The 12,740-nt window shown below is 35.3% G+C and carries 8 protein-coding genes; 3 read left to right on the forward strand and 5 right to left on the reverse strand.

Going from position 1 to position 12,740, the window contains the following annotated elements; translation table 11 throughout:
• Positions 1-139: 139 nt before the first annotated feature.
• Positions 140-1,147, forward strand: a complete 1,008-nt coding sequence (locus tag BMY39_RS07885) for a PorP/SprF family type IX secretion system membrane protein (protein ID WP_092578322.1) — start codon at positions 140-142, stop codon at positions 1,145-1,147.
• Positions 1,148-1,278: 131 nt separating this feature from the next.
• On the opposite strand, the gene BMY39_RS07890 is transcribed toward BMY39_RS07885, so the two are convergent.
• Together BMY39_RS07890 and BMY39_RS07895 are read right to left on the reverse strand one after the other, a co-directional pair.
• Positions 1,279-3,324, reverse strand: a complete 2,046-nt coding sequence (locus tag BMY39_RS07890; RefSeq protein WP_092578324.1) for a M1 family metallopeptidase — start codon at positions 3,322-3,324, stop codon at positions 1,279-1,281.
• A gap of 194 nt (positions 3,325-3,518) precedes the next feature.
• Positions 3,519-5,207, reverse strand: a complete 1,689-nt coding sequence (locus BMY39_RS07895; protein WP_092578326.1) for a histidinol-phosphatase HisJ family protein — start codon at positions 5,205-5,207, stop codon at positions 3,519-3,521.
• 329 nt (positions 5,208-5,536) lie between these two features.
• On the opposite strand from BMY39_RS07895, the gene BMY39_RS07900 reads away from it, so the two are divergent.
• On the forward strand, positions 5,537-8,074 hold the full coding sequence (locus tag BMY39_RS07900; RefSeq protein WP_092578328.1) for a DUF559 domain-containing protein: 2,538 nt from the start codon (positions 5,537-5,539) through the stop codon (positions 8,072-8,074).
• A 129-nt stretch (positions 8,075-8,203) separates the two neighbouring features.
• Here BMY39_RS07900 and rpsA read toward each other — a convergent pair whose 3' ends face one another.
• Positions 8,204-10,039, reverse strand: coding sequence for a 30S ribosomal protein S1 (gene rpsA / locus BMY39_RS07905; protein WP_092578330.1), 1,836 nt, complete (start codon positions 10,037-10,039; stop codon positions 8,204-8,206).
• Positions 10,040-10,485: 446 nt separating this feature from the next.
• Here rpsA and BMY39_RS07910 point away from each other — a divergent pair, with 446 nt between their 5' ends.
• The gene (locus BMY39_RS07910; protein WP_177176570.1) at positions 10,486-10,863 is read left to right on the forward strand and encodes a LysM peptidoglycan-binding domain-containing protein; all 378 of its coding nucleotides are present in this window, start codon (positions 10,486-10,488) and stop codon (positions 10,861-10,863) included.
• A gap of 56 nt (positions 10,864-10,919) precedes the next feature.
• Here BMY39_RS07910 and cmk read toward each other — a convergent pair whose 3' ends face one another.
• Positions 10,920-11,615: a (d)CMP kinase gene (gene cmk, locus BMY39_RS07915; protein ID WP_092578334.1), complete on the reverse strand. Its 696-nt coding sequence runs from the start codon at positions 11,613-11,615 to the stop codon at positions 10,920-10,922.
• A gap of 96 nt (positions 11,616-11,711) precedes the next feature.
• Complete coding sequence (gene porQ, locus BMY39_RS07920) at positions 11,712-12,731, reverse strand: type IX secretion system protein PorQ (protein WP_092578336.1); 1,020 nt, start codon at positions 12,729-12,731, stop codon at positions 11,712-11,714.
• Positions 12,732-12,740: the final 9 nt, after the last annotated feature.

Consider the following 12,740-nt stretch of genomic DNA (forward strand, 5'->3'; position numbering starts at 1 on the left):
GTCAAAATATATTTTGATTGAAGATACCGAGCGAAGCTCAAAATTGTATCGAGAACTAATTTGCAGATTAAAATTCTTATTCTCGATACAAATTTTACTCATTTCAATCGTAAAATTCACTCGAATTGACAGAATTTTTATGAATTTCAAAAAGTATTATGTCATTATCATTATCACTTGCTTTTGTTTTAAAGCACAAGCGCAAGACCCTATTTTTAGTCAGTATTTTATGGTGCCCGAAACCTTAAATCCGGCCTTTTCAGGGTTTGAGCAAGCTACTTATTTTGGAGTGATGCATCGTACACAATGGCCGTATTTAGATTTACAAGTGGATACAAATTATGCCTTTTTTAATACATGGTTAGAAAATGCTAAGGACGGTATTGGCGTTGGTTTTAGTTTTTTAAATCAGCGTGAAAATAGCACGAGTTATAATCATTTTCAGTTTAATGGCAATTTTGCTTATATCGTTGGGTTGAATAACGATTGGTATTTTAGACCAGCTATAGAAGTTGGTTATGGCATGAAATCGTTCAATTTTAGAAATTTAGTCTTATCCGATCAAATCAATATAAATGCAGGAACTGTTAATGCAACATCGGCAGATCCTTTTGCATCTAATGCCAATAACAATATAGGGTTTATAGATTTTACTGCAGGTTTTGTTTTTGATAAAAAAAATAGAGCGAATGGTACCGATTTATGGTTGGGTGCCGCAATTAAACATTTAAATCAACCAAACATTTCATTTTTTGATAATGGCAATGTACCGTTAGATATTTTTTATACCATACATGCCAATTACAAATTTCCCTATTACGATTATAACGATATGATACTTTCGGCAAATTATATGCAGCAGGGTGCCTATAATAGATTAGATTTAGCTGCAACCGCCAAATTGAGCAAGCTGTTTATTGGCGCCATGGCTGTGACAAATCCTGCTAAGAATAGTGGAAACAGTCATCTATTAACTTCAGTAAATGCTTTGGTTGGTTTAGAGTTTGAGCGTTTGAGGTTCGGATTTTCGTACGACTTCAACACTTCAAATATTGGAAGAACAGATGGGATTTACGAATTGTCCATCACTTATTTAGCGGATTGTTTGGTGTGTAGAAGCCCTACTAATAATGAGCGTAGAAAATAATATTGCGTCATTACGAGGGAAGAATGACCAAAGTAATCTAAAGGTTTGTCATTCTGAACTTGTTTCAGAATCTAAGGATCTAAAACGGTTTTAATAGACCCTGAAACAAGTTCAGGGTGACAAGGTTTATCCTAATTCCGTTCCAAAAGCGATTTTGCAAATTGTTTAAATCGCCAATTATGATGAGAAGTCGCTTGCTTTAGATTTTCTTTACAACTGTTATTGCAAGCTTGTATTTGATGTAAATATTGAAATGCATTCTGCCGCACTTCAAAGCCATACTGTGAACTTGTATAATCTGTTAGCTCTTGAAAATACTTTGATTTATTATCAGCCTCATAGTCCTCAGTAATCAATGCTAAAGTCAACCAAAGGATGCGCACGTTCTTATCATTAAAACCGATGACAGATTTAGTTTGATTTAAATATTTAGTTCTATCCTCAGGGAAATTATTCCATAAATTAAATAAAGCTGTTTCAATAGTGATATAAGATTTATCGCTTAAAAGTGATTCGTAATATCCTTTTAATTCTGAAGGAATGTCCGTTAAGTTTTGTGCAATAGCTTGACGTACTTTGATATCCTTGATAGCAAATGTAGATTCTGAAATACGGTCTTTTACTTGGGCAACTATTCTAGCATTTCGAAATGAATCATTAGAATTAATCATATACACCTTACAGATTTCAGGGTGATTTTCGCAATCTAATGGATAATAGTCTTGAGATAAACTCGTGTCTTCTTTCGTTCCATGTGCAGTATGAACAGTAGTTTTATGAGCAAAAAAGTATGACTTTAAATCCTCAAAATATAACTCTGATGATTCCAACCATTTCTCAACAAATTCGCTCAAATCCTCTCCACTGCTCTTTTCAACTTCAGAAATAAAATCATTAGTCTCTACATTTTTAAATTGATGTTTTTCTAAATAATTTTTAATGGCAATTTTAAAAGCTTCATCTCCAACCTTTTCTCGTAACATATGCAACACCCAACATCCTTTTTTATAAAACGTCGTACTACTCGATTTTGGGTCTAACAAGGCGGTACTTTGTCCTGCTTTGTCCTGAGCTAATAACTCCTCGGCATATTCGTATAATTGCCAATAGTAATAATCCTCTCCAAAAATGTCTTTTTCCGCAAGAAGTGCATAATAAGTAGCAAACCCTTCTTGCAGCCAGTGATGGGTTCCAGAAGTAGCCGTTACTAAATCACCAAACCATTGATGCGCTAATTCGTGTGCATTAATGTTCACAAAATTTTTATCTACAAACGCAATAGAATCCACTACAAAAGCATCAGAATACATATTGAGACTTGTATTCTCCATGCCTGCATACAAAAAGTCTTTTACAGGGACCATCTTGTAGTTTTGCCATGGATAAGGAAAACCAATTTCTTCCTCTAAAAAATCAAATATTTCTTTAGTGTAACGATATGTAGGTTCAAACTTTAGAGCATCCTCAGGGTAATAATACATTTCTAAAGGCACTCCACTTTTGGAGTATTCTACTTTTTTATTGTATTTACCTATGGCTAGGGCTACTAAGTAACTAGGCATTGGTTGTTGCATGTCGTAGTGCCATGTTGCCGTTGAGTCGTTGAGTTGTTTAGCTGTTAAGTTGCCGTTTGCTATAACTTCGTAGTCTTTATCAAAGGTTATGGATAAATCAAACTCAATTTTCTCGTTCATATCATCTATACTTGGCAACCAATTACTGGTGTATTTGCCTTGACCTTGGGTCCAGACCTGCCCTCTTTGGTGATTGAGGTTCTCGAAATCACCATTTTCATTTTCCCAATCAATAAAGTAAAGCGCTTTTTTTGGGGAAGTTTCGTAATTTAGAATCAATTCAAAATTCTGCTCTTTTTTAAAATTATTATAAACGATTATTTGTTTTGAATTGTTTAAATATTGTATTTCGAAATATTCAGTGTGTATATGAGGTCTAACTTCTGATAATTGTAGGCTACTAAGTGCTATGTTTTGAGCATCTAAATAAATAGAATCAATATCCTTTAGAATCTCAAATTGATATTGAATACGCCCCTCAACCTGTTTTTCTATGGGATTGATACTAATTTTAGCTTTTGCTGTTTTAAAATCAACATAATCCGTTTGTTGCGCAACTAAAAAGTTCACACAAAAACATAAGAAAAGAAAGATTCGTTTCATACGGATAAAGCTATCAAAGATTGCTCCAAAAACAAAATTGGATTTTTAAAAAACAAACAGTAATTACAGAAACCAAATGAACAAGAAAACAAACGTGTCATTCTGAACTTGTTTTAGAATCTTAAAGTTAGTAAGCATCAATTGAGAACCTGAAACAAGTTCAGGTTGACAAAAAGTGATATTTAGATATTATGTTAAAAACTATGAAACTCAATCAAATTAGCTTCATAATACTGATTGCCTAATTTAGTCAATAAGTTTCTAATAATATTACTATCGCCACTAACAGCAAGTGCAGAATACCCAACTTCGTTGAGCTTTCCTAATCGCAAATCTTTGATATTAATGTTTTTGGAAGCTAGAGCAGACAACAGAATAAGTAATACTCCTGGTGCATTGTGATGTTTCGTTAAAATAACTTTTTCGCTTAAAGCCAAATTTAACTTAACGCCATCCATTTCTAATAAATAAACACCTTTGCTATAGTAATTTGGTAGTATTGCATTCTCTTTATAGGTGAGGTCTTTAAAAAGCCCAACATCAGTGCCTTTCAGGAATTCCATGGCTGTAGATACATTTCCGTTAGAATCATCGATTGATAAAAACGCGGAGGCAGTACCATCATTATTCGATTTTAAGCGTGCTGTTTCTACATTAATACCTTCCGAAGCTAAGGTGTTAAACAGCGAAGATATTACTCCAGGCTCATCCATATGCTCAGAAAATAAACCATTTACAATACGTTGTGTATTCTTTGGAATTTCGTTGGTAACAGTTATAGATTTCCCAAACTTTCTAATTCTAATTGCATTGTATTCGCCCATACTGGTAGCGCTTCTATACAAATCCACAAATTCAGAAAAAGAACCCCCAAAAGAAAAGTCTGGGATAATACGACGCTGCGTATCATCTAAACGCTGATTTAGTAACTCAATACCCTTATTTAAAACTGTGTATTTTACTTTTAAATCATGATCGTCGTAAATCGTTCTATTCTCTGGAATAAGCTTAGAGTAACTTACATAACTCTCATAACCTGCTTTTTGTATGTACTCTAAACTTTCTTTATAATTCAGTCCGTAGTATTTCACATGATGTGTGTCAGTACCCACACAAACTGGTATTTGCAGTTCGTTGGCATATCTTAAAATACTTTGAGTTGGATATACACCTACGCCTTTAAACTCGCCTGCCATATTCACATCTAGCGATAAATTTCTATCCGCAATTAATTCTAAAAGCGTACGAAATTTATTCGCTAAAGGATGAGCGCTCGTTTCAAAATTAATTAAAGCTTCAGGCATATCTACATTCAGTTTTGGCAAATCAATATGGCCAATAATCTGAATCATATCCCCAAAACTCTCAATCATCTGAATCATTTCATTAAAATAGCCATCCCAATAATTTTCCAAACTGCCTCTTAGCTTCAGTAATTCCTGTGCTTCTTCTTTAGAACCATCATAAGGCAAACCTTCTGGCGCAAAATGAACAGAACCAATCACATAATCGGCATCTTCAGCCTGAAAAATTTTAGAACGACTCCACTGTAAGCCCAAATCTGGCCCCATCCACTCTAACTCAACACCGTATTTAATATTGATTTGCCCTTCGTATTTTTCACGCAAATTAGCAATACGTTTTGGGTAATTTAAATACGAACGATTCCCACGAATAAACTTCACATTCGTCTCACGTTCTGCAATGTATCTAAAACTCGTTAGTCTTGGTGAGTGTATAATAAACGTTATACTTGGGTTGCCAGCTTCAATAGCCTTATCAATAATATCTTCTAATTTATCGATACCATGTTTTACATGATCTTGTTCAGTACCAGCATGAATACCATGTGTTTCCCAAATAAATTCGTTAAGCTTTCTCATCAACTAAATGCGTTTGTTTTTAAAGAAGCCCAAATTTAACCATTATTAAGAAATACCGATGTAAAAGTGCAAATAATTAGAGTTTAAAAATCTATATGGGCGTTACCCCTCTTGGTCGCTGAGGCTCTCGAAGCGTGGTCGGGCTTTCACTAGTCGCTCTCTGCGAGAAGCTCCAACATGCCGTTCAATCCCTAACGCGGGCGCACTTGCCCATTTTTAGATTACCCAAAATTATCTGCATGTCAGTTCGAGTAATTTCGAAGCATGAGAAATTGTATCGAGAACCTTTTTAACTTCCAACTTACAGCACATTTGCTTAAATTCGCTCTATGTCTGTTAATCTACAAACTCCCATAGACTATTTAAAAGGTGTTGGTCCTAATCGTGCCGATTTGCTACGGAAGGAGCTAAATATTCATACCTATCAGGATTTGCTAAATCTATTTCCAAATAGATATATTGACAGAACACGGTTTTACAAAATAAATGAAATTCAGCAAAACAGTGCCGAAATACAGGTTGTTGGTAAAATCACTGGCTTTAAGGAGGTAGCTCAAAAACGTGGAAAACGTTTGGTGGCAACATTTCAAGACGACACAGGAACGATGGAATTGGTGTGGTTTAGAGGTCAAAAATGGATTAGGGAAAGTTTAAAACTAAATACGCCTTATGTCATATTTGGTAAAACAAATTGGTTTAGTGGGCGCTTTAGTATGCCACATCCAGATATTGAAACCATTGATGAGCATAAAAAAGGGTTGAGCTCAGGCATACAACCTATTTACCCTTCAACAGAGAAATTAAGCAATAAAGGCATTAGCAATCGTGTAGTTAGTAAAATTGTACAACAGCTATTTTTAGAAACTAAAGGACGATTTGTAGAAACCCTATCGACATCCATACTTTCAGAACTAAAGTTGATCAATAAATCTGAAGCCTTATTAAATATACATTTCCCAAAAACACAAGAGTTACTGGCAAAAGCACAATATAGATTGAAGTTTGAAGAGCTGTTCTATATTCAATTGCAGCTAATCTTGAAAAACTTAATTCACAAGTCAAAAATTAAAGGTTTTCAGTTTGAAACAGTTGGCGATTATTTCAACTCATTTTTTAAAGACCATTTGCCATTTGAATTAACCAATGCGCAAAAACGTGTTTTAAAAGAAATTAGAGCCGACTTAGGAAGTAATGCCCAAATGAACCGATTGTTACAAGGCGATGTTGGTTCTGGAAAAACTATCGTGGCCTTTATGTCGATGCTAATGGCGCTTGATAACGGTTACCAAGCCTGTTTAATGGCACCTACTGAAATTTTAGCAACACAACATTTTACTGGACTAGAAGAATGGTGTAGATTATTGAATATAAGCATAAAACTGTTAACAGGATCCACTAAAACGTCGGTTAGAAAAGAAATCCATGCAAACCTAGAAAACGGACAATTACAGATTTTAGTAGGCACCCACGCTCTATTAGAAGACAAAGTAAAATTCGCAAATTTAGGACTTGCAATAATAGACGAACAACATCGCTTCGGAGTCAAACAAAGAAGTAAGTTGTGGAAAAAGAGCCCTCCTCAGTCCTCCCAAAGGGAGGAAGCCAAAGCGGTACGCATGAAATATATGACTGCGCGTCCTTCTGTTTATAAACTGCTTAAAGAATTACAAATAGAAAATAAAAAACATTCCACTGAAGCCGAACGTGCGTTATGGGAATCTTTACGTGGTAAAAAGTTAGACCATAAGTTTCGAAGACAGCACATCATTGATGAGTTTATCGTTGATTTCATTTGTATTGAAAAAAACCTAATCATTGAAATTGATGGTGGTTATCATACCACCATTGAACAAAAAGAAGCCGACGAACTGCGTACCAAAATTTTAAACGAAATTGGATTCAAAGTCATACGATTCACAAACAAACAAGTATTAGGAGATTTAGATAACGTTTTAAATTATATAGGGAAAGAGTTAAAAAGCCTCCCCAGTGGGGAGGTTGGAGGGGCTTTCATCCCACCACATATATTGGTTATGACCGCTACTCCTATACCGCGGACATTGGCCATGTCCGTTTATGGCGATTTAGACATTTCGGTGATTGATGAATTGCCACCGGGGAGAAAATCTATTAAAACCGTACATCGCTATGATTCTAATCGATTAAATGTATTCAGATTTATTAGAGATGAAATTGCAAAAGGTCGACAAATTTACATTGTATATCCGTTGATTCAAGAAAGCGAAGCTCTGGATTATAAAGATTTAATGGACGGTTATGCCAGTATAGAGCGTGATTTTCCAAAACCAGAATACCAAATCTCCATTATTCATGGTAAAATGAAACCAGCCGATAAAGACTATGAAATGCAACGTTTCATAAAGGGTGAAACCCACATTATGGTAGCTACTACAGTAATTGAAGTTGGTGTGAACGTGCCTAATGCTTCGGTAATGATTATTGAAAGTGCAGAACGTTTTGGCTTATCGCAGTTACATCAATTACGCGGACGTGTGGGGCGTGGTGCTGAACAGAGTTACTGTATATTAATGACAAGTCATAAATTGAGTAACGATAGCAAGACACGTTTAGAAACCATGGTGCGTACCAATGATGGTTTTGAAGTAGCCGATGTGGACTTAAAGTTACGAGGGCCTGGTGACATTATGGGCACGCAACAAAGTGGTGTTCTTAATTTAAGAATAGCTGATATTGTTAAGGATAAAGCTATTTTACAGCAGGCAAGGTTTTATGCAAAAAAGGTGTTGACTTCCGATCCTTCGCTGAAAAGTGCTGAGCATAAAGTGATATTAAATACCTATGCACAATTGGCTAAGTATAAGAATATTTGGAATTATATAAGTTAGTCGTCCATTAGAAGGAGGAACGACTGAAGAATATTTTACTCTGATGCAGACATTCCTTCGCTTGCGCTCTGAATGACAAAAAAAAGCGACCGAATTGGTCGCTTTTTAAATATCTAAATCAACAGAAAATTATTTCTTCCCGTCCATTTTATCTTTAAGAGCTTGTAAAGCATCGTTAGCATCACCTAAAGTAGGTTTTGCTTCTGCAGCAGCAGTTGCAGCTTTTTTAGCAGCAGCTTTTACGTTTGCAGCTTCTTCAGCTTTGTGGATTGCAGCATGAGATGCTACAACGCGTTTAAACTCTTTATTAAATTCTATTATCTTGAATTCTGCTTCTTCACCTTTTTTAAGCTTAGAACCATCTTCTTTCTCTAAGTGACGTTGTGGTACAAAAGCAACGATATCTTCGTTAAATTCTATTGTAGCACCTTTGTCAACTATTTCAGAGATGGCAGCAGTGTGCGTTGAATTTAAAGCAAATTCAGTTTCGTACTTATCCCAAGGGTTCTCAGTAGTTTGCTTATGTCCTAAACTTAGTTTACGACCTTCAACATCCAACTCAAGAACTATAACATCAAGTTTGTCTCCAACTGCACAGAACTCAGATGGGTGCTTAATTTTCTTAGTCCAAGATAAATCAGAGATATAAATTAATCCGTCGATACCTTCTTCTAATTCAACAAAAACACCAAAGTTTGTAAAGTTGCGTACAACACCTGTATGCTTAGATCCTAATGGGTATTTGCTTGTAATATCTGTCCATGGATCTGGCGTTAATTGCTTGATACCAAGAGACATTTTACGATCTTCTCTATCTAAAGTTAAGATAACCGCTTCAACCTCATCTCCTACAGAAACGAAATCTTGAGCAGAACGTAAATGTGTAGACCAAGACATTTCAGAAACGTGAATCAATCCTTCAACACCATCAGCAACTTCGATAAATGCACCGTAATCTGCAATTACAACTACCTTACCTTTTACTTTATCACCAACTTTCACCTCTTCTCCAAGAGCTTCCCATGGGTGCTTGCTTAATTGCTTAAGGCCTAATTGGATTCTTGATTTATCTTCATCAAAATCAAGGATTACAACGTTAAGTTTTTGGTCTAATTCTACGATTTCATTTGGATGGTTAATTCTAGACCAAGATAAATCTGTGATATGAACTAAACCATCAACGCCACCAAGATCAATAAATACACCGTAAGATGTGATGTTCTTCACGATACCTTCTAATACTTGACCTTTTTCTAACTGACCAATAATCTCTTTCTTTTGTTCCTCGATATCGGCTTCAATAAGCGCTTTATGAGACACTACTACGTTTTTGAATTCGTGGTTGATTTTCACAACTTTAAATTCCATAGTTTTATTTACGTACTGGTCGTAATCCCTAATAGGCTTCACGTCAATTTGAGAACCTGGTAAGAATGCTTCGATACCGAATACATCTACAATCATACCACCTTTAGTTCTACACTTAACAAAACCATTAACGATTTCTCCAGTTTCGTGTGCTTTATTCACTCTATCCCAAGCCTTGATTACGCGCGCTTTACGGTGAGATAACACTAATTGACCCGTTGCGTCTTCACGCACATCAATCAATACTTCTACTTTATCGCCTACTTTAAGGTTTGGATTGTAGCGAAATTCGTTTAAAGAAATTACACCTTCAGATTTTGCATTAATATCAATAATGGCATCTCTGTCGGTAATATGAATTACAGTACCTTCAACAACCTCGTCATCTAAAGTATCTACGAAATTTTCTGCTACTAGTTTTTCAAATTCTTCAAGTTGCTTGTCGTCCACCTCATCAATACCTTCTTGATAGTTGTGCCAGTTAAACTCTTTTAAGAATTTTTCAGGATTTTTTTGAGCTTCAGAAACCTCTGGAGCTTCAACAGTTGTAGCTTCAACCATTACTTGGTCTTCAGCTTGTTTTTTTTCTTCAGCCATGTGCTGATCATTAAATTTGTATTCTGTATGCTTCGAAAAGTTAACCGCTTAACACACAGAAGTGTTATAAAATTTTTTTTCTCCTCTTTATCTTTTCGATACTGCGCTAAAAAGGAGTGCAAAAATATACATTTTCAAACAATTAGCCTAATTTTTTAAAAATTTAGAGCACTATAATAATCTGTATTCGGTATATGCCTTTTAGGTTAGGCTTTTCTGCCGTTGATGGTATGAAAAACAAAAGTTTATCATGCGTGCAATCAAAGGGCCCTACTAAAGAAGGTTATTGAATAAACGTTAGTTAAAGTATGCTAGCTATTGGTGTCTTTATTATGAATGATAAAAACTATGTTTAAATAAATTTGTTTGCCTTAAGAAATAAGTAAAACTCAAAAAAATCTGTATATTGTTCTGCGGAAAGTTAACTATTAAAAACACTAATTATTATGGTAAAAGCTAAATATCAACCCGTTTTGGAGTTAGGTGAAAAATTAAACATCCAAAATGGAGACGTAAAAGAAGAAAACGGACAATTAAAAGTATGGGGTACAGCAAATACACCTTATGAAAAAGACTTGCTCTGGGATAAAATAAAAGAAATAGGAGGTGAAAACCCTTCCGATATTATGGCAGATATTAAAGTGGCAGACGCTAGTGTATATCATCGTCATACCGTAAAAAGCGGTGAAACACTTGGTAAAATAGCAAAACAGTATTACGGGAATCCTTCAAAATACCAAGCTATTTTTAAGGCAAACTCTGATATACTAAAAAATCCAGATTTGATTTATCCAGATCAAGAATTGATTATCCCGAATTTATAAGGTATAGAAAGTAAGTTTACTGAATTAGGTTGTCATTTCTAAATTGGCAACCTTTTTTATTCAATCCCTTCAGTAGTCATTTTCACCAAACGCAAAATTTTTTCAAACTGTTCCTCTAAAGTCAAATCTGAATTATCAATTTCAATAGCATCTTTCGCCTTAATTAATGGCGACTCTTCGCGATGGCTATCAATATAATCACGTTCGGTAACGTTTTGCAATACTGCTTCATAGGTTATGTCATCACCGCGTTCTTTAAGTTCTTTGTAGCGTCGTTGCGCTCTTTTTTCTGCAGATGCTGTCATGAAAAGTTTTAGTTCAGCATTAGGAAACACCACAGTACCAATATCGCGACCATCCATAACCACACCCTTATCCTCTCCTATTTTCTTTTGAATAACAACTAATTTTGCACGCACTTCCGCGACTGCAGCAACTTGACTCACAAAACCGGAAATTTCTAAAGTACGTATTTTACGTTCTACATTTTCACCATTAAGATATACCTCAGCATAACCTAAAGCGTCGTTAAACTTAAAACTCAATTCAATTTTGTCTAATTGATGGATAAGTGCTTCTTTATTAAAGTCGCCTTTAGAAATCAGTCCGTTTTGAAAAGCATAGAGCGTAACCGCTCTGTACATGGCACCAGAATCAACATAAATATAACCTAGAGCTTTAGCCAGCTGTTTTGCAACAGTACTTTTTCCTGTAGAAGAGTAACCATCAATAGCTATGGTGATTTTATTCATTGTAAGAGTTTGAAACGGCTAAAGTACTTAAAGTGCTCTAAAGTTAAAAGTACTATAATTTTTAATATAGATTATATAACACTTAATGCCATTTTATTATTGTAAATCAATTTGCAATCCGAAGAAATTAGAATTAGCTGCACTAGTGTATTTTGCATGAGTGTAGCTAAATCTCAATTTGTTAAGTTTTATTGAAAACCCTGCGGAAAGACCAGAAAAATTGCGTTGATCGATTATTCTTAACTCCTCACCACGTCTGAAATTATAACCTAATCGAATATTAAAACCGCCTTCGGGGAATAATTCTGCACCAAGAATAGTATGCCTAATTAATTGTCCAACGAAACCTATTTTTTCTTGAGTTTGATTTCCTGATAAATCGCTCGTAACCCTAGCAGGATTAGGTCTCGCTATTGGCCAATCTTGAAGATTCTCAAAAGTTACATGCCATCTAATTGGCACATGTTCTAAAGTCTGCGACATGCCAAAACCAATTTCAAAAGGTAAGGGCTCGTTTAAACCCGCATATGTTGTTATTTGCGATCCTAAGTTTCTCACAACTAGTGCCGCATGAAAATCTAAATCTTCATCGATATATAACAAACCTAAATCTACTGCAGCACCAAAGGAATTGTACTGCTCCAATTTTGAGGTTATCAACTTTAAACTACTTCCAAAGTAAAAATCAGAATACCCAATTTGTAAAGCGTAACCTATTGATAACGCCGTTTCGCTACCTGTAAAAGTACCTGTAGAAACTCCGTTCTCGTCATAACCATCAAAAGCGCCATAGTTGATATAGGTAATGCCTCCATGAATGGTTTGCGTACGCCTGTCTATAGTATAAGCATAAGATGCCGTACCGTAACTTATCCCCCCTAAGTAACTCGTATAATTTAATGCTAGCTGGTTATCCATTTCAACATTAATTGTTGCTGGATTAAATAGACCTTGTGTAACATCATAATCAACATTGGTAAACACTTTACCGCCTAAAGCGGCCTGTCTTGGAGAAGATACTAAGTTTAAAAACTGATAGGTGCTCTCACCTCCTACTTGCGCCATAGCAAGAGCTGTTAACGAGAAACAAAATAGAGTAATAATTTTCCTTAGCATATTTACCTC

Origin of the sequence: Hyunsoonleella jejuensis (assembly GCF_900111025.1) — a bacterium.
In the GTDB taxonomy this organism is placed as follows: domain Bacteria; phylum Bacteroidota; class Bacteroidia; order Flavobacteriales; family Flavobacteriaceae; genus Jejuia; species Jejuia jejuensis.

Bases quoted from the DNA above. Each gene is read 5' to 3' on its own strand.
- cmk (WP_092578334.1), bottom strand. From the start codon at position 11,615: ATGAATAAAATCACCATAGCTATTGATGGTTACTCTTCTACAGGAAAA.
- rpsA (WP_092578330.1), bottom strand. From the start codon at position 10,039: ATGGCTGAAGAAAAAAAACAAGCTGAAGACCAAGTAATGGTTGAAGCT.
- BMY39_RS07890 (WP_092578324.1), bottom strand. From the start codon at position 3,324: ATGAAACGAATCTTTCTTTTCTTATGTTTTTGTGTGAACTTTTTAGTT.
- BMY39_RS07910 (WP_177176570.1), top strand. From the start codon at position 10,486: ATGGTAAAAGCTAAATATCAACCCGTTTTGGAGTTAGGTGAAAAATTA.
- BMY39_RS07895 (WP_092578326.1), bottom strand. From the start codon at position 5,207: ATGAGAAAGCTTAACGAATTTATTTGGGAAACACATGGTATTCATGCT.
- porQ (WP_092578336.1), bottom strand. From the start codon at position 12,731: ATGCTAAGGAAAATTATTACTCTATTTTGTTTCTCGTTAACAGCTCTT.
- BMY39_RS07885 (WP_092578322.1), top strand. From the start codon at position 140: ATGAATTTCAAAAAGTATTATGTCATTATCATTATCACTTGCTTTTGT.
- BMY39_RS07900 (WP_092578328.1), top strand. From the start codon at position 5,537: ATGTCTGTTAATCTACAAACTCCCATAGACTATTTAAAAGGTGTTGGT.